Annotated in this window: 21 protein-coding genes and 1 riboswitch; of the genes, 10 read left to right on the forward strand and 11 right to left on the reverse strand. The window is 74.0% G+C overall.

Annotated elements, in window-relative coordinates; genetic code table 11:
- Positions 1 to 332 precede the first annotated feature (332 nt).
- Both IG64_RS17145 and IG64_RS17150 read left to right on the forward strand, forming a co-directional pair.
- Positions 333 to 2,915, forward strand: a complete 2,583-nt coding sequence (locus IG64_RS17145; protein ID WP_037856957.1) for a helicase-associated domain-containing protein — start codon at positions 333 to 335, stop codon at positions 2,913 to 2,915.
- Positions 2,916 to 3,143: 228 nt separating this feature from the next.
- Positions 3,144 to 4,790: a DNA repair helicase XPB gene (locus IG64_RS17150; protein WP_037856961.1), complete on the forward strand. Its 1,647-nt coding sequence runs from the start codon at positions 3,144 to 3,146 to the stop codon at positions 4,788 to 4,790.
- Here the strand turns inward: IG64_RS17150 and IG64_RS17155 are convergent.
- The gene (locus IG64_RS17155; protein ID WP_037856962.1) at positions 4,753 to 5,937 is read right to left on the reverse strand and encodes a glycosyltransferase 87 family protein; all 1,185 of its coding nucleotides are present in this window, start codon (positions 5,935 to 5,937) and stop codon (positions 4,753 to 4,755) included. The two genes, IG64_RS17150 and IG64_RS17155, sit on opposite strands and share 38 nt — an antisense overlap.
- 17 nt (positions 5,938 to 5,954) lie before the next feature.
- Entirely contained in the window at positions 5,955 to 6,137 is a 183-nt protein-coding gene (locus IG64_RS17160) for a hypothetical protein (protein ID WP_037856963.1), read from the reverse strand.
- 527 nt (positions 6,138 to 6,664) lie between these two features.
- Here IG64_RS17160 and IG64_RS17165 point away from each other — a divergent pair.
- On the forward strand, positions 6,665 to 8,773 hold the full coding sequence (locus tag IG64_RS17165) for a UvrD-helicase domain-containing protein (RefSeq protein ID WP_037856966.1): 2,109 nt from the start codon (positions 6,665 to 6,667) through the stop codon (positions 8,771 to 8,773).
- Between the two features lie 308 nt (positions 8,774 to 9,081).
- Here the strand turns inward: IG64_RS17165 and IG64_RS17170 are convergent, their stop codons facing one another.
- Positions 9,082 to 9,804, reverse strand: a complete 723-nt coding sequence (locus tag IG64_RS17170; RefSeq protein WP_037856969.1) for a copper homeostasis protein CutC — start codon at positions 9,802 to 9,804, stop codon at positions 9,082 to 9,084.
- 146 nt (positions 9,805 to 9,950) lie between these two features.
- Between IG64_RS17170 and IG64_RS17175 the strand changes: the two genes are divergently transcribed.
- Together IG64_RS17175 and IG64_RS17180 are read left to right on the forward strand one after the other, a co-directional pair.
- On the forward strand, positions 9,951 to 10,604 hold the full coding sequence (locus tag IG64_RS17175) for a hypothetical protein (RefSeq protein ID WP_037856973.1): 654 nt from the start codon (positions 9,951 to 9,953) through the stop codon (positions 10,602 to 10,604).
- A 28-nt stretch (positions 10,605 to 10,632) separates the two neighbouring features.
- On the forward strand, positions 10,633 to 11,700 hold the full coding sequence (locus IG64_RS17180) for a GNAT family N-acetyltransferase (RefSeq protein WP_199811606.1): 1,068 nt from the start codon (positions 10,633 to 10,635) through the stop codon (positions 11,698 to 11,700).
- On the opposite strand, the gene IG64_RS17185 is transcribed toward IG64_RS17180, so the two are convergent.
- Together IG64_RS17185 and IG64_RS17190 are read right to left on the reverse strand one after the other, a co-directional pair.
- Positions 11,682 to 11,960, reverse strand: a complete 279-nt coding sequence (locus IG64_RS17185) for a DUF4031 domain-containing protein (protein WP_037856975.1) — start codon at positions 11,958 to 11,960, stop codon at positions 11,682 to 11,684. The two genes, IG64_RS17180 and IG64_RS17185, sit on opposite strands and share 19 nt — an antisense overlap.
- 25 nt (positions 11,961 to 11,985) lie before the next feature.
- Complete coding sequence (locus IG64_RS17190; RefSeq protein ID WP_037856978.1) at positions 11,986 to 12,369, reverse strand: hypothetical protein; 384 nt, start codon at positions 12,367 to 12,369, stop codon at positions 11,986 to 11,988.
- Between the two features lie 103 nt (positions 12,370 to 12,472).
- Here IG64_RS17190 and IG64_RS17195 point away from each other — a divergent pair, with 103 nt between their 5' ends.
- The 4 genes from IG64_RS17195 to IG64_RS17210 all read left to right on the forward strand — a co-directional run bounded on the left by IG64_RS17195 (position 12,473) and on the right by IG64_RS17210 (position 15,737).
- Positions 12,473 to 13,420 (forward strand): MurR/RpiR family transcriptional regulator, encoded by a 948-nt coding sequence (locus tag IG64_RS17195; RefSeq protein ID WP_037856979.1) that lies wholly within the window; start codon positions 12,473 to 12,475, stop codon positions 13,418 to 13,420.
- 64 nt (positions 13,421 to 13,484) lie between these two features.
- Complete coding sequence (murQ, locus tag IG64_RS17200) at positions 13,485 to 14,459, forward strand: N-acetylmuramic acid 6-phosphate etherase (protein WP_051812993.1); 975 nt, start codon at positions 13,485 to 13,487, stop codon at positions 14,457 to 14,459.
- A 90-nt stretch (positions 14,460 to 14,549) separates the two neighbouring features.
- Positions 14,550 to 15,107, forward strand: a complete 558-nt coding sequence (locus IG64_RS17205) for a DinB family protein (protein WP_051812995.1) — start codon at positions 14,550 to 14,552, stop codon at positions 15,105 to 15,107.
- A gap of 51 nt (positions 15,108 to 15,158) precedes the next feature.
- On the forward strand, positions 15,159 to 15,737 hold the full coding sequence (locus IG64_RS17210) for a hypothetical protein (RefSeq protein WP_037856982.1): 579 nt from the start codon (positions 15,159 to 15,161) through the stop codon (positions 15,735 to 15,737).
- Positions 15,738 to 15,870: 133 nt separating this feature from the next.
- On the opposite strand, the gene IG64_RS17215 is transcribed toward IG64_RS17210, so the two are convergent.
- From IG64_RS17215 to thrC, 6 genes are all read right to left on the reverse strand, one after another.
- Positions 15,871 to 17,343 carry an MFS transporter gene (locus tag IG64_RS17215; protein WP_037856984.1) on the reverse strand — a complete coding sequence of 491 codons (1,473 nt, stop codon included), beginning with the start codon at positions 17,341 to 17,343 and terminating at the stop codon, positions 15,871 to 15,873.
- A gap of 173 nt (positions 17,344 to 17,516) precedes the next feature.
- Positions 17,517 to 18,668 (reverse strand): NADH:flavin oxidoreductase, encoded by a 1,152-nt coding sequence (locus IG64_RS17220; protein ID WP_037856991.1) that lies wholly within the window; start codon positions 18,666 to 18,668, stop codon positions 17,517 to 17,519.
- Between the two features lie 192 nt (positions 18,669 to 18,860).
- Positions 18,861 to 20,483 (reverse strand): chaperonin GroEL, encoded by a 1,623-nt coding sequence (gene groL, locus IG64_RS17225; protein WP_037856993.1) that lies wholly within the window; start codon positions 20,481 to 20,483, stop codon positions 18,861 to 18,863.
- Positions 20,484 to 20,804: 321 nt separating this feature from the next.
- Positions 20,805 to 21,008, reverse strand: coding sequence for a cold-shock protein (locus IG64_RS17230; protein ID WP_004986573.1), 204 nt, complete (start codon positions 21,006 to 21,008; stop codon positions 20,805 to 20,807).
- A 431-nt stretch (positions 21,009 to 21,439) separates the two neighbouring features.
- Complete coding sequence (locus IG64_RS17235) at positions 21,440 to 21,715, reverse strand: MoaD/ThiS family protein (protein WP_037856994.1); 276 nt, start codon at positions 21,713 to 21,715, stop codon at positions 21,440 to 21,442.
- Entirely contained in the window at positions 21,712 to 23,004 is a 1,293-nt protein-coding gene (thrC, locus tag IG64_RS17240; RefSeq protein ID WP_037856995.1) for a threonine synthase, read from the reverse strand. Before thrC ends, IG64_RS17235 begins: the two co-directional genes overlap by 4 nt.
- A 17-nt stretch (positions 23,005 to 23,021) precedes the next feature.
- Positions 23,022 to 23,195: riboswitch (SAM riboswitch) on the reverse strand.
- A 217-nt stretch (positions 23,196 to 23,412) separates the two neighbouring features.
- Here thrC and IG64_RS17245 point away from each other — a divergent pair.
- On the forward strand, positions 23,413 to 24,357 hold the full coding sequence (locus IG64_RS17245) for a glucosyl-3-phosphoglycerate synthase (RefSeq protein ID WP_037856998.1): 945 nt from the start codon (positions 23,413 to 23,415) through the stop codon (positions 24,355 to 24,357).
- Positions 24,358 to 24,561: the final 204 nt, after the last annotated feature.

Below are 24,561 nucleotides of genomic sequence, written 5' to 3' on the forward strand. Positions count from 1 at the left end.
CACCGCGGGCACGCCGGCCCGTCCGGAACCCGCCACCGCGTCCGCACCCGCCGCCCGCCACCGCCCGCCACCGCCGGGAACCCGCCACCGCGTGGCCGCCCCACGCCCGGAACCGCGTCCACACCCGGCCACCCGCCCGGCCGCCCGCCACCGCCCGCACGCCCGGCCGCCCGCCACCGGTCTCGCCGCCCGCACCCCCGGAGGGCCTGCCGCCGCCCGCTCGCACGGGCCCCCGTGCCGGTGCCGCCGCCCGCGTGCCCGGGCTGCGCCGCCGGCCCCGTCGCCGCCGCGTGCCTGCCGGGCCGTCGCGGGCACCCGCTACCGTGGGTCGGATGAGCAGCGATGAGAAACCGGCGGCAGCCCCCCGCTCGCTCGCGGAGGCGCTCCGGGCGCGGGACGACGCCTCCCTGACCGCGCTGCTGCGCAGCCGCCCGGACCTCATCACGCCGGTCCCCGCCGACCTCACCCAGCTCGCCACCCGCGCCGGCACCCGCGCCTCGGTGGTGCGGGCCCTGGAGCGGCTGGACCGGTTCGCCCTCCAGACGGCGGAGGCGCTGGCCGTGGCGGGCGACCCGGCGGCGTACGGCGAACTGCTCGGCCTGATGGCCGGGGACGAAGGGGACGCCGCCGTCGCCGCCGCGCTGCCCCGCGCGCTCGGCACGCTGCGCGAGCAGGCCCTGGTCTGGGGCGACGACGACCGGCTGCGCCTGGTGCGCACCGCCCGGGAACTGCTCGCCCCCTCCGCGCAGCACCCCTCCCCCACCGGACTCGGGCCGACGGTGCAGGAGGCCACGGCGGGCATGTCGCCGGGCCGCATCCAGGAGATCGTGACCGCCGCCGGGCTGCCCTCCACCCACGACTCCGTCTCCGCGGTCGCCGCGCTCACCGCGCTGTTCACCGACCGGAAGCGGATGGCCGCGCTGCTGGCGACGGTGCCGGACGACTCCCTGGACGTCCTCGAACGCCTCGTGTGGGGACCCCCGTACGGGCAGGTCACCGCCGATCCCGCGCCCCGGCTGCGGCTGCTGATGGACCGCGGACTGCTGCTGCCCACGGCGCCCGGCACGGTCGTGCTGCCCCGCGAGGTGGCGCTGCACCTGCGCGCGGGCCGGGCGCACCGCGCCCCCGAGCCGGTGCCGCCCGCCGTGACCGCGGCGGCCGCGCACCGCCCGCAGATCGTGGACGCGACGGCGGCCGGGCAGGCGTACACGGCGCTGGCCACCGTCGAGGAACTGCTGAAGGACTGGGACGAGGGCGGTCCGACCGTGCTGCGCGCGGGCGGCCTGAGCGTGCGCGACCTCAAGCGCACCGCCGTCGCGCTGGACGTGTCCGAGCCGGTCGCCGCGTTCTGGCTCGAACTCGCCTACGCGGCCGGGCTGCTGGCCTCGGACGGGGACGTCGAGGAGCGGTACGCGGCGACCCCCGCCCACGACGAGTGGCTGGAGCGGCCCCCGGCCGACCGCTGGGCGCACCTGGCCGGGGCGTGGCTGTCGGCGACGCGGACGCCGGGTGTGGTCGGCGGGCGGGACGCGAAGGACCGCACGCTGTCCGCGCTCGGCCCGGGGCTGGACCGCTCGGCCGCCCCGGAGGTACGGCGCCGCGTGCTGTCCCTGCTGGCCGGTCTGCCCGAGGGCACCGCCCCGGACCCCGAGTCGGTCCTCGCCCGGCTGCGCTGGGAGCGTCCGCTGCGCGGGCCGCAGCGCGATCAGGACCACGACCTGCGGGAGCGCCTCGCCCGGTGGACGCTGTCCGAGGCCGAGCTGCTGGGCGTCACCGGGCGGGGCGCGCTGTCCGCGCACGGCAGGGCGCTGCTGGGGGCACCGCCCGCGGCTGCCCCGGCACCGGCGGCCGAGCCCACCGGGCCGGGGGACAAGCTGCCCGTCCACCACCGGGCCGATGCCGCCGGCGCCCCGGGCGCCGTCCCGTCCGTCTCCCCCGCCCCCGCCGTTCCGTCCGCCGCCGAGCAGGCGGACTCCGCGGCCGCCGCCGCACGCCTGCTCGCGCCGCTGCTGCCCGAGCCGCTGGACCACGTCCTGCTCCAGGCGGACCTGACGGCGGTGGCGCCCGGCCCGCTGCGACGGCCGCTGGCCGATGTGCTGGGCGTGCTCGCGAACGTGGAGTCCAAGGGCGGCGCGACGGTCTACCGGTTCACCCCGGCCTCGGTGCGGCGCGCCCTGGACGCCGGCCGCACCGCCGCCGACCTGCACGCCTTCCTCGCCCAGCACTCCCGCACGCCGGTCCCGCAGCCGCTCGCGTACCTGATCGACGACGTGGCCCGGCGCCACGGGCACCTGCGGGTGGGCGCCGCGTCGGCCTACGTGCGCTGCGACGACGACGCGCTGCTGAACGAGATCCTCGCCGACAAGCGCTCGGCCGGCCTGCGCCTGCGCCGTCTCGCCCCGACCGTGCTGGCCACGCCCGCCGACCCGGCCGCCCTCCTGGAGGGCCTGCGCGCGATGGGGTACGCCCCGGCGGCGGAGTCCGCCGAGGGGGACGTCCTGATCGCACGGGCCGACTCCCACCGCACCCCGCCGCGCACCGCCCCCGCACCGGTCCCGGACGGCCCGCCCGTCCCCGACGCCACGCTGCTGTCGGCGGCCGTGCGCGCGATCCGGGCGGGCGACCTGGCCTCCACCGCGCCGCGCAAGGCGACCGCGTCGGCCGCGGCAGACGGCGACCTGCCCCGCACCAGCTCCGCCGAGACGCTGGCCACCATGCAGGCCGCCGTCCTCACCGGCGAGGCCCTGTGGATCGGCTACGTCAACGCCGAGGGCACCGCCGGCCAGCACGTCATCGCCCCCATCCGGGTCGAGGGCGGCTTCGTGACGGCGTACGACCACACGGCGGACGAGGTGCGCACCTACCCCCTGCACCGGATCACCGGGGTGGCCGAGCTGGAGCCGGACGCCGGCTGAGGGACGCCATGACCTTCCGCGGCCCCGGCGCGGGCCGCCCGGGGGCCGCCCGGCGCTCCGGTTGCGGTCCGGCCGCTCCGCCTGCGGTCCGGCGGGGTCCGGCGGGGTCCGGTCCCTCTCCGGCCGTCGGCCGCCCGCCCGTCGTGAGGGGCCCGGCCCGCGCGGCCGGTGGTGCACACTGGAGTTTTGGCCGAGCCGTCCGGCCGCGTCAGCGAAAGGGTGCCGCGCGTGAATGGTCCGTTGATCGTCCAGTCCGACAAGACCCTGCTCCTGGAGGTCGACCACGAGCAGGCCGACGACTGCCGCCGCGCCATCGCCCCCTTCGCCGAGTTGGAGCGGGCGCCCGAGCACATCCACACCTACCGGGTGACACCGCTGGGCCTGTGGAACGCGCGGGCGGCCGGCCACGACGCCGAGCAGGTCGTGGACGCCCTCGTGCAGTACAGCCGCTACCCGGTGCCGCACGCGCTGCTCGTCGACATCGCCGAGACGATGGACCGGTACGGACGGCTCACCCTCAGCAAACACCCCGCGCACGGCCTGGTGCTGACGACGACGGACCGGCCGGTGCTGGAGGAGGTCCTGAAGTCCAAGCGGATCGCCCCGCTGGTCGGGACCCGCATCGACGCGGACACCGTGGCCGTGCACCCCTCCGAGCGCGGACAGATCAAGCAGACGCTGCTGAAGCTGGGCTGGCCGGCCGAGGACCTGGCCGGGTACGTCGACGGCGAGGCGCACCCGATCGAGCTGGCCGAGGACGGCTGGGCGCTGCGGCCCTACCAGAAGCAGGCCGTGGAGAACTTCTGGCACGGCGGCAGCGGTGTGGTCGTCCTGCCCTGCGGGGCCGGCAAGACCCTGGTCGGCGCGGGCTCGATGGCGCAGGCCAAGTCCACCACGCTGATCCTCGTCACCAACACCGTCTCCGCCCGGCAGTGGAAGCACGAGCTGGTGAAGCGGACCTCGCTGACCGAGGACGAGATCGGCGAGTACAGCGGGACCCGCAAGGAGATCCGGCCGGTCACCATCGCCACCTACCAGGTCCTCACCACCCGGCGGAAGGGCGTCTACCCGCACCTGGAGCTGTTCGACTCCCGGGACTGGGGGCTGATCGTCTACGACGAGGTGCACCTGCTGCCCGCGCCGGTCTTCAAGTTCACCGCCGATCTCCAGGCCCGGCGGCGGCTCGGTCTGACCGCGACGCTGGTGCGCGAGGACGGCCGCGAGTCCGACGTGTTCTCCCTGATCGGCCCGAAGCGGTTCGACGCGCCCTGGAAGGAGATCGAGGCGCAGGGCTACATCGCGCCCGCCGACTGCGTCGAGGTCCGGGTGAACCTGACCGACTCCGAGCGGCTCGCCTACGCCACCGCCGAGACCGAGGAGAAGTACCGCTTCTGCGCCACCACCGCGACCAAGCGGAAGGTCACGGAGGCGATCGTGCGCCGCTTCGCCGGGCAGCAGATCCTCGTGATCGGCCAGTACATCGACCAGCTCGACGAACTGGGCGAGCACCTGAACGCCCCGGTCATCAAGGGTGAGACGTCCAACGCCCAGCGGGAGAAGCTCTTCGACGCCTTCCGCGAGGGCGAGATCAACGTGCTCGTGGTCTCCAAGGTGGCGAACTTCTCCATCGACCTGCCGGAGGCCACGGTCGCGATCCAGGTCTCGGGCACCTTCGGCTCCCGCCAGGAGGAGGCCCAGCGGCTGGGCCGCGTACTGCGCCCCAAGGCCGACGGGCACCAGGCCCACTTCTACTCGGTGGTCGCCCGCGACACGATCGACCAGGACTTCGCCGCGCACCGCCAGCGCTTCCTGGCCGAACAGGGCTACGCCTACCGGATCATGGACGCGGACGAACTGCTGGCCGGGGAAGCCTGACCGGGGCCGCGCCGTCGCCGCCGCGTCCCACACACCCCAGGGCGCTCGCCGCCAGCAGGGCGAGGCCCAGCAGGGCGTAGGGCGCGGCGAGCGGTTCCTGCCACCACGGCAGGCGCAGGTCCAGCTCGCCGGCGTGCGGGACCAGCCACAGGGTGCGGGCGGTGAAGACGACCGCGGTGAGCGCCGCCCAGGCCCGGTGGCCCTCGGCCAGGAGCACGGCGGTCAGCGGCACGCACCACACCCAGTGGTGGGACCAGCTGATCGGGGAGACCAGCAGCGCGGTGAAGGCGGTCAGCAGGACGCCCCACCGCTCGCCGGGTGCCCGGCGGGCCAGCCAGAGGCCGGCGGCGACGACCGCTAGGTCCGGCAGCAGCCAGGCGAGCCCGGGAGCGGGGTCGCGCAGCACGCGGGCGATCAGGCCCTGGAGGGACTGGTTGTCGACGATCCACAGTTTCCCCACGCGGTCGGTCTCGAAGACATGACGGGTCCAGTACGCGACGCTCGCCGCCGGCTCGGCGAGCACGCCCACGGCGACGGTCCCGGCGAAGGCGGCGGCCGCGGTGGCCGCCTCGCGTCCGCGCCCGCGCAGCAGCAGGTAGACGGCGAAGAGTCCCGGGGTGAGCTTGACGCCGGCCGCGAGACCGATCGCCGCGCCCCTGCCGCGCGCGCCGGGCGGCCGGGTGAGGTCCCACAGCACCAGGCAGGCCAGGGCGAGGTTGATCTGCCCGTACCGGAACGTCTGGAAGACCGGTTCGCACCACAGGGCCAGGGCCGTCGCGGTGCACAGCGTGGCGAGGCCGGCGGGGCGGCCCGCCAGGCGTGCGGACAGGTGGACGAGCCAGGCGAGCAGGAGCGCGTTGCCCGCGAGGAAGGCCGACTTCAGCAGTGGTACGGGCAGCAGCGCGGTCGGCACGAACAGCACTGCCGCGAACGGCGGGTAGGTGGCCGGGAGGTGGCCCTCCGTGACCTCGAAGCCGTACAGGTCACGGCCGTGGAGGACGGCGGCGCCCTCGGCCCGGTACACCAGGGCGTCGGGCATCGGCAGGCGCAGGGAGGCGAACACGGCCCCCAGGGCGAGGAGGGAGACCGCCAGGAGGGCCGGGTGGGCCGCCGCGCGTGACCGGAGGGCCACCGTCCGTTCTGTCACGGGCCGACCCTAAAGGGTTACTTGTGGCGTATGCCCGCTTCCTCGCCGTACTCCCCGAGGATGATCACGTCGAACGCGGCACCCGCGAACACCTTGACGGCGTGCAGGGCGTCGCCCAGGCGGTGGTGGTGGCTGCCCCTGACAGCCGTGGCACCGGCCGGGCGAGCGGCGGGTGCCGGATGGATGGTCGCTGCACTCATGACTCAAGGGTGGCTCTCGGGACGCCTGGCCGGCATCGGTCTGCGGAGCCAATCCTCCCGCCCTCCGCGTACCCCTCCGGAGGGAGTCCGTCCCCTACACCGACCGGGCGGCTTCCCCTAGGGGACGCCCCGGCCGGCTCCCCCGGCAGCACCGGCCGGCCCACCCGCCACACCGGGACCCACGGCCCCGCCCGGCCGCCGGACCAGCAGGCCACCGGGCGCGCCGGGCCACCGGACCACCGGGCGCGCCGGGCCACCGGACCGCCGGGCCACGTGGCCGCCCAGTCGCCCAGCCGCTCAGCCGTCGGGTGTCACCGGGCCGCCCGCCCGCCGGAAAACGGTTGGCCCTCACCGCCCCCGGCCCTCTACAATCTCCGCTCCTGCCCGCCTCCCCACGGAGTGCCGCCGACCGGACGGAAACCGGCCGGCAGTTTCCCGCGCGCCCGCGCCGCACGGCACCGCGTCACCCGCCGCCGCGCGCGGCACCGCCGCGCCGACTGTCCCGTAGGTCTTCCGGAGGCACTCCCTTGTCGTCGTCCACGCCCACCGACTCCGAAGCACGTCCCGCGGCACCCCGGACGGCCGCGGCAGCGGCCGCCGAGCCCCCCGCGGACGACCCGCTCGCCCGTGAGCGCTCCCACCTGGCCGCCTCCCGCGCCGCCCTGCGCGCCATGCGCGAGGACGTCCAGTCGCTCGACATCCGCGACGTCAGCGCGAACTGGGTCAACGCCGAGGTGCTCGCCCGGCAGATCGACGAGCGCATCAAGGCGCTGGCCGACCTGAGCGACACCCCGCTGTTCTTCGGCCGCCTCGACTACCTGCACGCCCCCGGCGCCGACCGGGCGGAGGGCGCCGACGGCGAGCGCTTCTACATCGGTCGGCGGCACGTGCACGACGCCGACGGCGACCCCATGGTCATCGACTGGCGCGCGCCGGTCTCCCAGCCGTTCTACCGGGCGTCGAAGAAGGACCCGATGGACGTCGGACTGCGCCGCCGCTTCGGCTACACGGGCGGCGACCTGACGGCGTACGAGGACGAGCACCTGTCCGACCCGGCCGAGGCCGCCACCACCAGCAAGCTGCTCCAGCAGGAGATCGAGCGCCCGCGCGTCGGCCCGATGCGCGACATCGTGGCGACCATCCAGCCCGAGCAGGACGAGATCGTCCGCTCCGGCCTGGGCGGCACCGTCTGCGTCCAGGGCGGCCCCGGCACCGGGAAGACCGCCGTCGGCCTGCACCGGGTCGCCTACCTCCTCTACGCCCACCGCGAGCGCCTGGCCCGCACCGGCACCCTCGTGATCGGCCCGAACCGGTCCTTCCTGCACTACATCGAACAGGTGCTCCCGGCCCTCGGCGAGCTGGCCGTGCAGCAGGCGACCGTCGACGACCTGGTCGCCCACGCCGAGGTGCGCGGCACGGACGACGCGGCGGCGGCGCTGGTCAAGGGCGACGCGCGCATGGCCGAGGTGCTGCGCAGGGCGCTGTACTCGCACGTCACGATGCCCACCGAGCCGGTCGTGGTGGTGCGCGGTTCGCGCCGCTGGCGCGTCCCCGCGTACGAACTGGAGGGGCTGGTCCGGGAGTTGCTGGAGCGCGGGATCCGTTACGGAGCCGCCCGCGAGGCCCTGCCGCAGCGCATCGCGCACGCCGTGCTGGTGCAGATGGAGCGGGCGGGCGAGGCCCCCGACGACCGCGTGCAGGACACCGTGGCCCGCAACTCGGCGGTGAAGGCCGCCGTCAAGGCCCTCTGGCCGCCGGTCGACCCGGCCAAGCTGGTGCTGCGGCTGCTCACGGACGCCGGCTTCCTCGCCGAGCACGCCGAGGGGATCCTCGGCGAGGAGGAGCAGAAGGCGATCCTGTGGGCGAAGCCGGTGCGGTCGGTGAAGTCCGCGAAGTGGTCGGCGGCCGACACGGTGCTGATCGACGAGGCCGCCGACCTGGTGGAGCGCACCCACTCCCTGGGACACGTGGTCCTGGACGAGGCGCAGGACCTGTCACCGATGCAGTACCGCGCGGTCGGCCGGCGCTGCACCACCGGTTCCGCGACCGTCCTCGGCGACCTGGCGCAGGGCACCACGCCGTGGGCGACCCGCACCTGGGAGGAGGCGCTGGCCCACCTGGGCAAGTCCGAGGGGGTCATCGAGGAGCTGACCGCCGGTTTCCGCGTGCCGACGGACGTCATCGCCTACGCCTCCCGGCTGCTGCCGCACATCGCGCCGGGGCTGACGCCGGTCGCCTCGGTCCGAGAGAACCCGGGCTTCTTCCGGATCCGGGCCGCCGAGGGGAACGCCGATGTGGTCGCCGCGTGCGAGGAACTGCTGCGGCACGAGGGCTCGACCGGCCTGATCGCCGCCGACGCCCGGATCCCGGCCCTCGCCGACGCCCTGGCCGCGGCGGGCCTGGCCCACCTCTCCCCCGGCGAGGAGACGACGGCCGAGACCCGGCTGACCCTGGTCCCGGCCTCCCTCGCCAAAGGCCTGGAGTACGACTACGTGGTCCTCGACGACCCGCAGGCGGTGGTCGACGGCGAGCCGGACGAACGGACCGGTCTGCGCCGCCTGTACGTGGCGCTCACCCGTGCGGTGTCGGGCCTGATCGTGACCCACACGGCCCCGCTCCCGCCCCAGCTGACCTGACCGGCCGGCGGTGTCCGGGCCGCCGGGCGGACACCGGCGTGTCCGGGCCGCCGGGCAGGCACCGCCGGCGCGCCGCCGCGAGCCGGCGGCCGGCGCCCCGCGCCGCCGACCGCACGGCGGCCCCGGACACCACCGGTCACCCAGAACGCCGGGCCGAGCCGCCACCGCCCGCACCGGACGCCCGGCCGAGCCATCACCGCCCGCGCCGCTCCCCCGGCCCCGGACACCGCCGCGCGCACCGAACACCCGGCCCCGCCGCCCCGGGCACGGCACCCGCCGTCCGGCCGGGGCACCGCCGGTCCGGCGGCCTACACCGCGAGCTGCTCGGCGTTCTGCCCGTCCAGCACCGACCGCCACTGCGCGACCGCGTCCGCGCACACCGCGCCGGCCCACCCGCCGGAGCGGGCCGCGCCGCCGATGTGGAAGGCGTCGATCCCGGCGGCGCGCAGCGGCGGCAGGTGCTCCAGGCGCAGGCCGCCGCCGACCATGATCCGCTGTTCGTAGCCGGGCCGGCCGGCGCGGGCCGCCTCGGCGACCAGGGTGGGCAGCCCCGCGTCCACACCGCCCGCCGCGCCCGCGGTCAGGTACGTGTCCAGGCCCGGCAGCCCGTCCAGCTGCTTGCGCACGGCGTCCCGGTCCGCGGAGTTGTCGATCGCCCGGTGGAAGGTCCACGGGCATCCGTCCAGGGCACCGACCACGGCTTCCACGGCCGTCATGTCCACCAGGCCGTCCGCGCCGAGGAACCCGAGCACGAACTCCTCGGCGCCCTCGGCCCGCATGTCGCGCACGACCCCTGCCAGCCTGTCCACGCCCTGGGCACCGCCCGCGGCGAAGCCGTCCGCGAGCCGCACCATCACGCGCAGCGGGATGTCGACGGCGGCGCGGATCGCGGCGACGGTCGCCACCGGCGGGGTCAGCCCGTCGGCCGCCATGTCGGTGACCAGCTCGAGGCGGTCCGCGCCTCCGGCCTGGGCGGCGACCGCGTCCTCGGCGTCGAGGGCGATCACCTCCAGGACTGCACGCATGCTCATAGGACCCCTTTCCTCGGATGCCGTGGGGCTTGACAGGTCTAGTCCAATATCAGGGTACGCCGAACGGGCCCCCCGGCGCAGAACCCCTCGCGCGAAGATGTCCGGCTCCCCCTTCGGCGGGGCGGATCGCGCAGGACAATGGCGCCATGGCCGATCACGTCGACATCGAAGCCCTGCGCATCCGATGGACCCGCGCCCTCGACGGCGCCCGTGGCCCCGGTGGCGGACCGGACCCGGTGCCGTACGCCGACAACCTGCTCGGCCGCTGGCGGGAGCCGCAGCGGCACTACCACACGCTCACCCACCTCACCGCGGTCCTCGACCACGTCGACGTACTGGAGGAGTACGCCGACGATCCGGACACCGTCCGGCTGGCCGCCTGGTTCCACGACGCCGTCTACCTGCCCGAACGCTCCGAGAACGAGGAGCGGTCGGCGCGGCTGGCCGAGCGGGCGCTGGCCGAGGCCGGCGTCCCGGCGCACAAGACGGCCGAGGTGGCCCGGCTGGTCCGCCTCACCGTCGGCCACGACCCGGCCGGCGACGACAGCGACGGCCAGGTCCTGTGCGACGCCGACCTGGCGATCCTGGCCGCGCCCCCGTCGGCGTACGCCGCCTACACGGCCGCGGTCCGCGCCGAGTACCACTTCGTCCCCGGCGACGCCTTCCGCGAGGGCCGCGCGGAGATCGTGCGCCGGCTGCTCGGCCGGCCCCTGCTGTTCCGCACCCCCTACGGCCAGCGCCACTGGGAGGCCACGGCCCGCTACAACCTCGCCTCCGAGCTGGAAATGCTGTCGTCGTGAGGCGGCCGGGGCGCCTACCCTGCGCCGTATGAAGGCATGGGGCGGGGACGAGGTGGAGCAGGCCGTCGCGGGCGCCGTGGCGGTGCTGCGGACGGCGGCGGACCGGGACTGGGAGGGGGTACGGGCCGGGCGCCTGGAGTGGAGCTGCCGGCGGACGGCCGAGCATGTCGCGGGCGACCTCATCTCCTACGCCGGGCAGTTGGCGGGCCGGGCGCAGAACGCGTACGTGCCGTTCGAGATCACCCTCGACGAGGGCACGGACAACACGGGCGCCCTGGAGGTGATCGAGGCGACCGGCAGGCTGCTCTCCGCGGCCGTACGGACCACGCCCCGCGAGGTGCGCGCGTTCCATCCGTACCCGTTCCGCAGCGCGAACCGCGAGGGCTTCGCCGCGATGGGCGTCGCCGAGGTGCTGCTGCACACGCACGACATCGCCGAGGGCCTGGGACTGGCCTACGAGCCGCCGGCCGGGCTGTGCGAGGACCTGCTGACGCGGCTCTTCCCGCACGTCCGGCCGGGACCGGCCCCCTGGCCGACCCTGCTGTGGGCCACCGGGCGCGGCGAGCTGCCCGGCCGGGCGCCGGTCGGCGGGTGGCGGTGGAGCAACCCGCTCGTGCTCCCCGCCGGGCGGCTCGTCCTGGAGGGCGTCACCCCGGCCGCCGCACGTGACCTGCACGCGGGCGGGGACGGCGGGTTCCCGTGGATCGAGAGCGGCCCCTACGAGGGCACGCAGGACGCGGCCGGGATGATCGTGAAGGCGTACGAGAGCGGGACGCACCGGCCCGAGTTCGGGATGTTCGTGCTGGTACGGCGCGAGGACGGGGGCGCGGTCGGGGCCATGGGCTTCCACGGCGCGCCCGACGAGCAGGGACGCGCCGAGGTCGGGTACAGCCTCGTCGCGTCAGCCCGCGGCCACGGTTACGCCACCGAAGCGCTGCGCGCCCTGTCGGCGTGGGCGCTGGCCCGCGACGACGTACGGCGGCTGATCGCGACGGTGGACCGGGCCAACGTGCCCTCCCAGGGGGTGGTCACCCGCGCCGGGTACGTCCGGGCGGGCGGGGACGCCGAGCAGTTCACCTACGAACTCGGCTCCTGAAGGCGGCGTTTGCGGCGGCGCAGCCCCGCCGCGTGCAGCAGCCGCACCACCTCGCGGCTGCTGACCTCGACCGCGCCGGCCGCCACCGCGTCCGGGTAGCGGTGGGCGGGCAGGTCGTAGTGGTCGCGTTCGAAGGCACGCTCCGGCACGCCCAACGCGACGGCGAACCCGTGCAGTTCGTCGTAGGAGTCGTCGCTGACGAGGTGGGACCACAGGCGGCCGTGTCCTGGCCAGGACGGCGGGTCGATGTAGACGGTCACGGCGCCACCGTGCCACGGACGGGGCTCACGAGGACGTCTTCCCGCCGATCGCCTGCGCCAGCGCGCCCACCGGCGCGACCTTCACGCCCGCCTGCGCGCACACCCAGTGCGGATCGGGGCCGAGTTCGGGTTCGACGTCGAGGGCGTGCGGGTCGCCGTAGCCGCACACCGGGCACAGGGGCCAGCGGCCGTAGCGCTCCAGCAGGGCGTCCTGGACGTCCTGGGCGACCAGGCCGGCCACGTACCGCGCCCCGTCCGGCCACTGCTCCACCCACCAGCGGCGCTGGGCCACGGAGTCCTCCACGAGCGAGACCACGTCCGCCTCGGCGACCTGGCCGGCGACGAGATCGGCGAGCACGAGGGCACGGGCGGCGTGCAGGGCCTGCTCCAGCGGGCTGAGGGATTCCATGGCTCCATTGTGCGCACGCCCGTGCCGGGGTGCGCGCGCCCGCGCCCGGGTGCGCATGTGCGCGCCCTTGACCGCGGACCCGGACAGAAAATATCTTTCATACGTGACCCAGGACGTGAAGGAAATTTTCGCAGGTTCGGGCGCCGCCGCAGGCCTCACGCCTCCCGCGCCCGCCGCCCTCGCGGCCAAGGTACGCACCCTCGCGCCGTCCATGACCCGCTCCATGCAGCGCGTCGCCGAAGCCGTGGCCCACGACCCGGCCGGCTGCGCGGCCCTGACCGTCACCGGCCTCGCCGAACTGACCGGCACCAGCGAGGCGACGGTCGTACGGACCGCCCGGCTGCTCGGCTACCCCGGCTACCGCGACCTGCGCCTCGCGCTCGCGGGCCTCGCCGCCCAGCAGCAGTCCGGCCGCGCCCCCGCCATCACCACCGACATCGCCGTCGACGACCCCATCGCGGACGTCGTCGCCAAACTCGCCTACGAGGAGCAGCAGACCCTCGCCGACACGGCCGCCGGACTGGACACGGTCCAGCTCGGCGCGGCCGTCGCCGCCCTGGCCGCCGCCCGCCGCACCGACGTGTACGGCATCGGGGCCTCCGGCCTGGTCGCCCAGGACCTCACCCAGAAGCTGCTGCGCATAGGGCTGATAGCGCACGGGCACAGCGACCCGCATCTGGCCGTCACCAACGCGGTGCAACTGCGCACGGGCGACGTCGCCATCGCGATCACCCACTCGGGCTCGACCGGGGACGTGATCGAACCGCTGCGGGCGGCCTTCGAGCGCGGCGCGACCACCGTCGCCATCACCGGCCGCCCCGACGCGCCCGTCACCCAGTACGCCGACCACGTGCTGACCACCGCCACGTCCCGGGAGAGCGAGCTGCGCCCGGCCGCGATGTCCTCCCGGACCAGCCAACTGCTCGTCGTGGACTGCCTGTTCGTCGGGGTGGCCCAGCGGACGTACGAGACGGCGGCACCGGCGCTGGCGGCGTCGTACGAGGCGCTGGCGCACCGCCACAGTCCGCGGGGCGGCTCCCAGCGCTCGTGACCACCGCCCGCCCCGGCACCGCCCGCCCCACCGCACCCGTACCGCACGGAGAGAGCCACCCCTCATGACCTCCCCCTCCCCCTACCGTCAGTTGCGCGCCGAGCTGGAGTCGCTGACGACCGAGGCGTTCCGTCCTGAACTGTCCGAGATCGACCGGCTGCCCACGCTGGAGATCGCGCGGCTCATGAACGCCGAGGACGCGGCCGTGCCCGCCGCCGTCGCCGAGCGGCTGCCGCAGATCGCCGCCGCGATCGACGCGGTCGCCGAGCGGATGGCGCGCGGCGGCCGGCTGGTCTACGCGGGCGCGGGCACCGCCGGGCGGCTCGGGGTGCTCGACGCCTCCGAGTGCCCGCCGACCTTCAACACCGGCCCGGGGCAGGTCGTCGGTCTCATCGCGGGCGGTCCGGAGGCGATGGTGACCTCCGTCGAGGGCGCGGAGGACTCCCGGGAGCTGGCCGTGGAGGCCCTCGACGCCCTCGGCCTCGGCCCCGACGACACGGTGGTCGGCATCTCGGCCTCCGGCCGCACCCCCTACGCGATCGGCGCGGTCGAGCACGCCCGCGCGCTGGGCGCGCTGACCATCGGTCTGGCCTGCAACGCGCACAGCCCGCTGGCCGCCGCCGCCGAGCACGGCATCGAGATCGTCGCCGGACCCGAACTCCTCACCGGCTCCACCCGGCTGAAGGCGGGCACGGCCCAGAAGCTCGTCCTGAACATGCTCTCGACGATCACGATGATCCGCCTGGGCAAGACGTACGGGAACCTGATGGTCGACGTGCGCGCCTCCAACGACAAACTGCGCGCCCGCTCCCGGCGGATCGTCGCCCTGGCCACGGGCGCGCCGGACGAGGAGATCGAGCGGGCGCTGACGGCCACGGACGGCGAGGTGAAGGACGCCATCCTGGTCCTGCTCTCCGGGGTCGACGGCCCGGCCGCGGCCCGTCTGCTCACCCGGTCGGGCGGTCATCTGCGGGCCGCGCTGGCGGCCGTCGAGGCGGAGCCGCGGCCGGAGGACGGCAGGAGCGCCGGCGTCGTGTAGGACACGGTCGTGTAGGACATGTCCCGACCTAGATCGTCCGTACCGTGGTCGTCGACCGAGGGAACAGAACTCTGGCGGAAGGCCGAGACCATGAGCGAGACGACGCAGAACGCCGGCACCACCCCCGCCGCGCCGGCCGTCACCGGTGAGCGCGCGGACCTGCTGCAGGCGCTGGCCAAGCAGCGTCACTTCCTGACCTTCACCACCCGCGACCTCACCGACGAGCAGGCCGGCCGGCGCACCACCACCAGCGAGCTGTGCCTGGGCGGCCTGATCAAGCACGTCACCTCGGTCGAGAGCATGTGGTCGGCGTTCATCGTGCAGGGCCCCTCCGCGATGCCCGACTTCACCGCCATGACCGAGGAGGACTTCGCCCGGCGCGCGGACGATTTCCGCATGCTGCCCGGTGACACCCTGGAGGGGGTGCGGGCGGCCTACGCGGAGGCGGCCCGCCGCACCGACGAGCTGGTCGCCTCCCTGCCCGACCTCGGCGCCGAGCAGCCGCTGCCCGAGGCCCCCTGGTTCGAGGCCGACACGCGCTGGTCGGCCCGCCGGGTGCTGCTGCACATCATCGCCGAGACCGCGCAGCACGCCGGTCACGCCGACATCATCCGCGAGGCGCTGGACGGCGCGAAGAGCATGGGCTGACCACCCCGGGGGGCCGCCGCCCGGGCGGTGCCGTGTGCGACGCTGGCCGGTATGAACCACGCACAGCTGACGGCGCTCGGGCGGGCCCTGCGAGTGGTCGGGGAGCACGGCGAGGAGCTGAACGCCGAGACCCCGGACGCCCGGCTGCACGAGATCAAGACGGATCTGCGGCGGGCGCTCGACCTGCTGGAGGAGAGCGTCTCGCAGGACAGGCCCGCCACCCGGTGCGCCGAGCACCCCGGCGGGCCCGTCGACCAGGACGCGCCCGACCTGTGCCTGTTGTGCGAGACCCGGCGCCGTGCCGCCCGCCGGGCCCAGTACGACGGCGGCCCGCGCCGGCCGGCCGGCTCGGCGTCCGGCGAGAGCGCCCCCACCCGCTACGGCGTGCGCGAGGACCGTCCCCAGGCCCAGCAGCGCTGGCTGCCGGAGCTGTGGAACGGCCGGGAGTGGCAGCTGTGCGGCACCCCGCGCCGGGAACGGCGCGAGGCGGAGCTGTTCCTCGCGGCCCAGCAGCGCTCCCCCCGCGCGGCGACGGCCTACCGGCTGGTGCACGAGTTCACCGACTACGAGGTGGTACGCGTCTGGGGCACCCCGGTACGGACGGACATCGAACCGATGGGCAACCTGTAGGTCGCGGGGCCGGGTGAGGGGCGGGCCGGGACGCTGGGCCGGCGCCCCGTTCCCGGCCCAGGCCTTCACTGCCGGCCCGGATCTTCACCGACGGTTCAGGACTTCACTCGCGGCCCACCTCCTCACTCCCGGGTCAGGCTTTCACCCCGGGCGCCTTGGCCTCTCCGGCCGCCGCCACCGGCGCGGGCGCCGCGGCCGCGCCCCGGCCCGGGATGAAGGCGGCGATGAGGAAGCCGAGCAGGGCGGCGCCCGCGCCCAGCGCCAGGACGGTGCGGAAACCGTTCTCCGAGGGCAGCGCGTAGGGGCCGAAACGCGTGGTGAGGTGGGCGAGGACCACACCGGCGACCGCACTGGCGGTCGACGTGCCGATGGACCGCATCAGCGTGTTGAGGCTGTTGGCCGCGCCCGTCTCGGAGGCGGGCACGGCGCTCATGATGAGCGTGGGCATCGCCCCGTAGGTGAAGCCGATGCCCGCGCTGATGACGCAGGGCGCCAGCACGAAGTGCCACACCTGGTCCATGAGGACGATGTTCAGGCCGTACCCGGCGGCCACGACGAGGGCGCCGGTCATCAGGGTGACCTTGGGCCCGCGGGCCCGGGACAGGGAGGCCGAGAACGGGGCCACCGCCATCATCACCAGCCCGGACGGGGCCATGACGAGGCCGGTGGTGAGCAGCGACTTGCCGAGCCCGTAACCGGTCTGCGCGGGCAGCTGGAGCAGCTGCGGGATGACCAGGGACATGGAGAACATCGCGAAGCCGATCGCGATGGAGGCCAGGTTGGTCATCAGCACCTGGCGGCGGGCGGTGGTGCGCAGGTCCACCAGCGGGGCCGGGACGCGCAGCTCGAAGGCGCCCCAGGCGAGCAGGACCACGACGGCCGCGGCGAACAGGCCCAGCGTCCGGCCGCTGCCCCAGCCCCAGTCGGCTCCCTTGGAGACCGCCAGGAGCAGACACATCAGCCCCGCCGCCATGCCGACGGCGCCCACGGCGTCGAAACGGCCGCCGGAGCGCACCCGCGACCGAGGTACGAGCAGCAGCACGAGGACGGCCGCGACGGCGCCCAGGGCCGCCGAGGCCCAGAACAGGACGTGCCAGTCGAAGTTCTCGGCGATGACCGCGGCGGCGGGCAGACCGAGGGCGCCGCCGACACCGAGCGAGGCGCTCATCATCGCGGTCGCCGAACCGAGCCGCTCGGCGGGCAGTTCGTCGCGCATGATGCTGATGCCGAGCGGGATCACACCGGAGGCCAGACCCTGCAGGGCGCGCCCGACGACCATCGGGGCCAGGGAGTCGCTGAGCGCGGCGGTGACCGAGCCGATCACCAGCATGACCAGGCTGACCAGCAGCATGCGGCGCTTGCCGTACATGTCGCCGAGGCGGCCCGTCACCGGGGTGGCGACGGCGGCGGCGAGCAGTGTGGCGGTGACGACCCAGGCGGCGTCCGACGCGGAGGCGTCCAGCAGCTTCGGCAGCTGAGAGACGATCGGGATCACCAGGGTCTGCATCAGCGAGACCACGATGCCGCCGAAGGCCAGGACGGCCACGATGGCGTTGGGTCTGGGCAGGGCCCCGGCCGCGGTGGGCCGGGCAGGTCCGTCGGACATGGAAGAGGTCTCCGGGGAGCGCTGGGTACTTGACTCAAGCAACCATAATTCGATTTGATTGACTTAAGCAAGCGAAAAATCAGGCCCTTCGTCCGGCACGCGCCCGGAGCCCGCCCCCCTCCCCGACGGCCCGCGCCGGGCCTGCCGCGGTGGCGGGGCGGGTCCCGCGCGGGTCAGCTCAGTGTGGTCAGTGCCGCCGCGTCGAACGGCTTCAGGTCCGCGGTGCGGCCGGTGAGCACCTTCGCCGCCCACTCGGGATCCTGGAGCAGCGCCCGGCCCACGGCGACCATGTCGAACTCTTCGCGCTCCATCCGGTCCAGCAGGTTGTCGATGCCGCCGACCGCGGCGCCCTCCCCCCGCAGGCCCCGGAGGAAGTCGCCGCCCTGGAGGCCGACCGAGCCGACGGTGACGACCGGCCTGCCGGTGAGTTTCTTCGTCCAGCCCGCCAGGTTGAGGTCGGAGCCCTCGAACTCGGGGAGCCAGTACCGGCGGGTGGAGGCGTGGAAGGCGTCCACCCCGGCCGCCGCCAGCGGGGCCAGGATCGCCTCCAGTTCCTGCGGCGTCCCGGCGAGCCGGGCGTCGTAGGCGTCCTGCTTCCACTGCGAGTAGCGGAAGAGGACCGGGAAGGAGGGCGAGACGGCCGCGCGGACCGCCTCGACGACCTCCGCCGCGAACTTGGTCCGGGCCACCGGATCACCGCCGTAGGCGTCCGTACGGCGGTTGGTGCCGGCCCACAGGAACTGGTCCAGCAGGTAGCCGTGGGCGCCGTGGATCTCCACCCCGTCGAAGCCGAGGCGCTGCGCCGCGCCCGCCGCCTCGGCGAAGGCCCCGATGACGTCGTCCAGGTCGGTCCGCGTCATCGCCCGGCCGCCCTCGGTGCCGTCCGGACGCAGCCCGGACGGGCCGACCGGGGGCGCGTCCGGGAAGGGCGGCCGTCCCTCCCGGCGGACCATGCCGATGTGCCACAGCTGGGGGACGATCGCGCCGCCCTCCGCGTGCACGGCCCCGGCGACCTTCTCCCAGGCCGCGAGCTGCTCCTCCCCGTGGAAGCGCGGCACCCTGCTGCTCTCCCCCGCCGAGGGGTGCCCGACGTACGTGCCCTCGGTGACGATGAGGCCCACCCCGGCGGCGGCCCGGCGGGCGTAGTAGGAGCGCACGTCCTCGCCCGGGACACCGCCCGGCGAGAACCGGCGGGTCATCGGGGCCATGACTATCCGGTTGGGGACGGTCAGGCCGTTCAGGGTGACGGGACGGGAGAGGACGCGGGCCGCCCGGGAGGCGGACTCCGGTCCGGGGACGGGGCCGGGGGTGGTGGTGACGGTCATACGGGGGGCTCCTCGGAAGGACGGTGAAGACCTGCCGGCTGCATACCGGGCGGTATGCATACCGAATGGTATGTGAAAGAGCCACCGCCTCCGTCTTCCGGGCGGGGTGCCGCCCCGGACACGCCCGAGGGCGGCACCCCCTGTCTCCAGGGAGTGCCGCCCTCGGCAAGGACGAGCCTGATCCGCGCGGGATCAGAAGTCCATGTCACCGCCCGGCATGCCGCCCGGAGCGGCCGCGGCGGCCTTCTCCGGCTTGTCGGCGATGACGGCCTCGGTGGTGAGGAACAGCGCGGCGATCGACGCGGCGTTCTGCAGCGCGGAGCGCGTCACCTTGGCCGGGTCGATGATGCCCTCGGCGACCAGGTCGACGTACTCGCCGGTCGCGGCGTTCAGGCCGTGGCCCGGGGTCAGGTTGCGCACCTTCTCCACCACGACACCGCCCTCGAGGCCGGCGTTGACGGCGATCTGCTTCAGCGGGGCCTCGAGCGCCAGCTTGACGGCGGCGGCACCGGTGGCCTCGTCGCCCTCCAGCTCCAGCTTCTCGAACACCTGGGAGGCCTGCAGCAGGGCCACGCCACCACCGGCGACGATGCCCTCCTCGACGGCCGCCTTGGCGTTGCGCACGGCGTCCTCGATGCGGTGCTTGCGCTCCTTCAGCTCCACCTCGGTGGCGGCACCGGCCTTGATGACGGCCACGCCGCCCGCGAGCTTGGCCAGGCGCTCCTGGAGCTTCTCGCGGTCGTAGTCGGAGTCGCTGTTCTCGATCTCGGCGCGGATCTGGTTGACGCGGCCGCCCACCTGCTCCGAGGAGCCGGCACCGTCGACGATGGTGGTCTCGTCCTTGGTGATGACGACCTTGCGGGCCTTGCCCAGCAGGTCGAGGGTGGCGTTCTCCAGCTTGAGGCCGACCTCCTCGGAGATGACCTCGCCGCCCGTGAGGATGGCGATGTCGCCGAGCATGGCCTTGCGGCGGTCGCCGAAGCCCGGGGCCTTGACGGCGACGGACTTGAAGGTGCCGCGGATCTTGTTGACGACCAGGGTCGACAGGGCCTCGCCCTCGACGTCCTCGGCGATGATCAGCAGCGGCTTGCCCGACTGCATGACCTTCTCCAGGAGCGGGAGCAGGTCCTTGACCGAGGAGATCTTGGAGTTGGCGATGAGGATGTACGGGTCCTCGAGCACCGCCTCCATGCGCTCCATGTCGGTCGCGAAGTAGGCGGAGATGTAGCCCTTGTCGAAGCGCATGCCCTCGGTGAGCTCGAGCTCCAGACCGAAGGTCTGCGACTCCTCGACGGTGATGACGCCTTCCTTGCCGACCTTGTCCATGGCCTCGGCGATCAGCTCGCCGATCTGGGTGTCGGCGGCGGAGATGGAGGCGGTGGAGGCGATCTGCTCCTTGGTCTCGACCTCCTTGGCCTGGTCGAGCAGGGCGGCGGAGACGGCCTCGACGGCCTTCTCGATACCGCGCTTCAGGGCCATCGGGTTGGCGCCGGCGGCCACGTTGCGCAGGCCCTCACGGACCAGGGCCTGGGCGAGCACGGTCGCGGTGGTCGTACCGTCGCCGGCGACGTCGTCCGTCTTCTTGGCGACTTCCTTGACCAGCTCGGCGCCGATCTTCTCGTACGGGTCCTCGAGCTCGATCTCCTTGGCGATGGAGACACCATCGTTGGTGATCGTGGGCGCGCCCCACTTCTTCTCGAGGACGACGTTGCGACCCTTGGGGCCGAGCGTCACCTTGACGGCGTCCGCGAGCTGGTTCATGCCGCGCTCGAGGCCGCGCCGCGCCTCCTCGTCGAACGCGATGATCTTGGCCATGTGAAGTGGTCCCTCCAGGACTGGGGGTGATTCCTTCGGACCGCGCCCGCGCCCGCGACGGACGGCTCGCCGGCCTCGTGGTTCCTTGCCCCACACGGCCTGCGGGCCTCACCGACCCGGTCCTTCGTTGTCACTCTCACCTTCAGAGTGCTAACGCAATGATTAGCACTCGGCATGGTCGAGTGCAAGCGCCTGCGGGGTGTACCTGTACCGGATCAGCCGGGGGCGAACGGGGACCGCGCCGGGCGGGCGCCGGGCGGGCGGGGACGCGCGAAGGGCCCACACCCCCGTGGAGGTGCGGGCCCTTCGCGTGACGTACGTTCAGGCGGTGACGCGAACCATGTCGGCCTGCGGGCCCTTCTGGCCCTGCGAGATCTCGAACTCGACCCGCTGGCCCTCTTCCAGCGTGCGGTAGCCGTCCATCTGGATCGCGCTGTAGTGGACGAAGACGTCCGCACCACCGTCGACCGCGATGAAGCCGTACCCCTTCTCCGCGTTGAACCACTTGACGGTGCCCTGAGCCATGCCTAACTCCCCTATTACTGGCCCTTGCACAGATCCGCACTTCGCGGATCCGGGTCAGACCTCACCCCCCGTGGATCGGGGGCGTGCGCCGGAACGCGTCGACCGCGGCTGAATGTATCTGTCCAACTGCCGTCTGCAACAGGTCAATCGGACGAGAATTCCGGGCGGGAGCGTTCCGGAATGTGCCGAGAATTCAGTCGATCTCAGGGCAAGTCGGGCCCCACAAAGTAAGACAAATGCCGCAGAATACCCGCGCATTTTGGCTGCTTCTCATCGGCGGGCGGCAGGAATCAACAGGCGCTCATCCCGAAGATCAGGGGCGCGTTCCCCAACTCTACCGCGCTCAATCACATGGAATTGCCCCCTCCGCTTCTCTCGCGGAGGGGGCAATTCACGGCACGCTCGGTGATCGCCATTACCTACGGTAATGGTCAGCCGCCGGCGACCGCCGGGATGATCGAGACGCCGGCGCCGTCCGGGGTCGCCGTCTGCAGGCCCTGCTCGAAACGCACGTCGTCGTCGTTGACGTAGACGTTGACGAAGCGGCGCAGCCTGCCCTGGTCGTCCAGGACGCGTGCGGCGATGCCCGTGTGGTTCTTCTCCAGGTCGGAGATGACATCGGCGAGCGTGGCGCCCTCGGCGCTCACCTCGGCCTGTCCGCCGGTGTAGGTGCGCAGGATGGTGGGGATGCGAACGGTCACGCTCATGATGCGAGGCCAGCCTCTCGGAAGGAGTCCAGGGTCGGGCGGATGGTGGCGGTCAGACCGGTGCCGGCCACCGCGTCCAGGGTCTTCAGGCCGTCACCCGTGTTCAGGACGACGGTGGTCTTCGCCGGGTCGAGGACGCCGGCCTCGATCAGCTTCTTCGTGACACCGACCGTCACACCGCCCGCGGTCTCCGCGAAGATCCCCTCGGTGCGGGCGAGCAGCTTGATCGCGTCGACGATCTGCGCGTCCGTCACATCCTCCACCGCTCCGCCGGTGCGGCGCGCGATGTCCAGCACGTACGGCCCGTCGGCGGGGTTGCCGATGGCGAGGGACTTGGCGATGGTGTCCGGCTTCTGCGGCCGGACGACGTCGTGCCCGGCCTTGAAGGCGGTGGACACCGGCGAGCAGCCCTCGGCCTGCGCACCGAAGATCTTGTAGGGCTTGTCCTCGACCAGCCCGAGCGCGATCAGCTCGCGCAGGCCCTTGTCGACCTTGGTGAGCTGCGAGCCGGAGGCGATCGGGACGACGATCTGGTCCGGCAGCCGCCAGCCGAGCTGCTCGCAGATCTCGTACGCCAGCGTCTTGGAGCCCTCGGCGTAGTACGGCCGCAGGTTGACGTTGACGAAGCCCCAGCCCTCGCCGGCCGGGTCGCCGATCAGCTCGGAGCAGAAACGGTTCACGTCGTCGTAGTTGCCCTCGATGCCGACGAGCTCGCCGCCGTAGATCGCGGCCATGACGACCTTGCCCTGCTCCAGGTCGTGCGGGATGAACACGCACGAGCGCAGGCCGGCGCGGGCGGCGGCGGCGCCGACGGCGCCGGCCAGGTTGCCGGTGGAGGAGCAGGACAGGGTGGTGAAGCCGAAGGCGCGGGCGGCCTCCAGGGCCTGGGCGACGACGCGGTCCTTGAAGGAGTGCGTCGGGTTGCCGGAGTCGTCCTTGACGAAGAGCCTGCCGGCGTCGACGCCGAGTTCGGCGGCGAGGTGGTCCGCCTGGACGAGCTTGGTCCAGCCGGGGTTGAGGTTCGGCTTGCCGGCCACGTCGGCGGGGACGGGCAGCAGCGGGGCGTAGCGCCAGATGTTCGCGGGACCGGCCTCGATCCTCTTGCGCAGTTCCTCGGTGTCGTAGCCCGAGAAGTCGTAGGCGATCTCCAGCGGGCCGAAACACTCCTCGCAGGCGAAGACCGGGCCCAGCGGCACGCGGTGACCGCACTCGCGGCAGCTGAGCGCGGCGGCGGGGCCGAGATCGACGGAGGGGGTGTCGGTGCTGGTGGCAACTGTCTGCACAGCCATGGAGGCGAGGCCCTTTCTCCTCATCTTCCTCACGACGCATCTCGCCGTGAGACGGATTTGGCACCTTCCCTAGCCGGGAGCCCCGCGGTGGCGAGCGGACGGCTGACGTACAGCGATCCGTCGGTACGAGACCGGCTGGAGGGTTGCCGGGGCTTCATCGGGCCGTGTCCCTCTGCCCCTCTGGATGAGCGGTATTCGGTTGTGGTCCTGCTGTTGTGTCCTGCTGCGCGATCACGCGCCGGCAGGTCGCGGCGACCCCGGCATGCGAGCGTCGTCCGCGTTGTTCAAGACTGTAACCGACGGCCAGGACAGGGCGAGACGGTCGTCCGAACCGCGAGACAGGTCACACGATGATGTGATCCGGGCCGGGCAGCGGGCCGCAGCGATCCGAGTGAGGAGTCACCGACCGTGCTGGAAGAAGTCGAGCGCTGGCTGAGGACACGGTCCTGGTCCGCCGCCGATCGGCCGCTCGACGGCGTGCTGGCCGCCAAACGCGCGAGCGGCTCCTCGGTCAGCGTCGTGCTGCCCGCGCTGAACGAGGAGGAGACGGTCGGCGACATCGTCTCCGTGATCCGCCGCGATCTGATGGCGCGGGCCCCGCTGGTCGACGAACTCGTCGTGGTCGACTCCGGCTCCACCGACCGGACCTCGGCGGTGGCCGCCGCGGCGGGCGCCCGGGTGGTGCACCGTGACACGATCCTCCCCCGCATCCCCGCGGTGCCCGGCAAGGGCGAGGTGCTGTGGCGCTCGCTGCTGGTGACCCGCGGGGACGTCGTCTGCTTCGTCGACGCCGACCTGCGGGAGTTCTCCGCCGGCTTCGTCACCGGCATCGTCGGGCCGCTGCTCACCGATCCGGAGGTGCAGCTGGTCAAGGCGATGTACGACCGCCCCCTGGGCACCGCCGCCGGGCAGGGCGGCCGGGTCACGGAGCTGATGGCCCGGCCGCTGCTCAACATGCACTGGCCGCAGCTGGCCGGATTCGTGCAGCCGCTCGGCGGTGAGTACGCGGCCCGCCGCTCGCTGCTGGAGCAACTGCCGTTCCCCGTCGGTTACGGCGTCGAGCTGGGCATGCTCGTCGACGCGCTGCACCTGGTCGGCCTGGACGCGCTCGCCCAGGTGGACGTGGGCGAGCGCATCCACCGCCACCAGGACGGGCAGGCGCTCGGCCGGATGTCCGCCGCGATCTACCGCACGGCCCAGCTCCGCCTGGCCCGCGGCCACCTGCTCCGCCCCTCGCTCACGCAGTTCGAGCGGGGCGCGGACGGCTTCGAGCCGCGTACGTACTCGGTGGACACCGAGGAACGCCCCCCGATGACGGAGATCGCGGAGTACGCGGCCCGCCGGGTGGCCTGACCCGAGGCGGGGCCGCGGGGTCCATCGCCAGCACCCGGTGCGGTCCGCCGGCCGGGTGACCTGAACCCGCACCCGGCCGCCGGAGGGGCCGGGACCCGGTGCGCGCGGCCGTGCGGCGATGACCGGTACCTGGCGCGCGCCGCCGGGCCGGCGGCCGGTACCTGGCGCGCGCCGCCGGGCGGCCGGCCCCAACCTGCACCGGCG

The sequence above is a fragment of the Streptomyces sp. NRRL S-340 genome, assembly GCF_000720185.1.
Lineage (GTDB): Bacteria > Actinomycetota > Actinomycetes > Streptomycetales > Streptomycetaceae > Streptomyces.

Bases quoted from the DNA above. Each gene is read 5' to 3' on its own strand.
- IG64_RS17145 (WP_037856957.1), top strand. From the start codon at position 333: ATGAGCAGCGATGAGAAACCGGCGGCAGCCCCCCGCTCGCTCGCGGAG.
- IG64_RS17160 (WP_037856963.1), bottom strand. From the start codon at position 6,137: ATGAGTGCAGCGACCATCCATCCGGCACCCGCCGCTCGCCCGGCCGGT.
- IG64_RS17170 (WP_037856969.1), bottom strand. From the start codon at position 9,804: ATGAGCATGCGTGCAGTCCTGGAGGTGATCGCCCTCGACGCCGAGGAC.
- IG64_RS17175 (WP_037856973.1), top strand. From the start codon at position 9,951: ATGGCCGATCACGTCGACATCGAAGCCCTGCGCATCCGATGGACCCGC.
- IG64_RS17180 (WP_199811606.1), top strand. From the start codon at position 10,633: ATGAAGGCATGGGGCGGGGACGAGGTGGAGCAGGCCGTCGCGGGCGCC.
- IG64_RS17190 (WP_037856978.1), bottom strand. From the start codon at position 12,369: ATGGAATCCCTCAGCCCGCTGGAGCAGGCCCTGCACGCCGCCCGTGCC.
- murQ (WP_051812993.1), top strand. From the start codon at position 13,485: ATGACCTCCCCCTCCCCCTACCGTCAGTTGCGCGCCGAGCTGGAGTCG.
- IG64_RS17205 (WP_051812995.1), top strand. From the start codon at position 14,550: ATGAGCGAGACGACGCAGAACGCCGGCACCACCCCCGCCGCGCCGGCC.
- IG64_RS17210 (WP_037856982.1), top strand. From the start codon at position 15,159: ATGAACCACGCACAGCTGACGGCGCTCGGGCGGGCCCTGCGAGTGGTC.
- IG64_RS17215 (WP_037856984.1), bottom strand. From the start codon at position 17,343: ATGTCCGACGGACCTGCCCGGCCCACCGCGGCCGGGGCCCTGCCCAGA.
- IG64_RS17220 (WP_037856991.1), bottom strand. From the start codon at position 18,668: ATGACCGTCACCACCACCCCCGGCCCCGTCCCCGGACCGGAGTCCGCC.
- groL (WP_037856993.1), bottom strand. From the start codon at position 20,483: ATGGCCAAGATCATCGCGTTCGACGAGGAGGCGCGGCGCGGCCTCGAG.
- IG64_RS17230 (WP_004986573.1), bottom strand. From the start codon at position 21,008: ATGGCTCAGGGCACCGTCAAGTGGTTCAACGCGGAGAAGGGGTACGGC.
- IG64_RS17235 (WP_037856994.1), bottom strand. From the start codon at position 21,715: ATGAGCGTGACCGTTCGCATCCCCACCATCCTGCGCACCTACACCGGC.
- thrC (WP_037856995.1), bottom strand. From the start codon at position 23,004: ATGGCTGTGCAGACAGTTGCCACCAGCACCGACACCCCCTCCGTCGAT.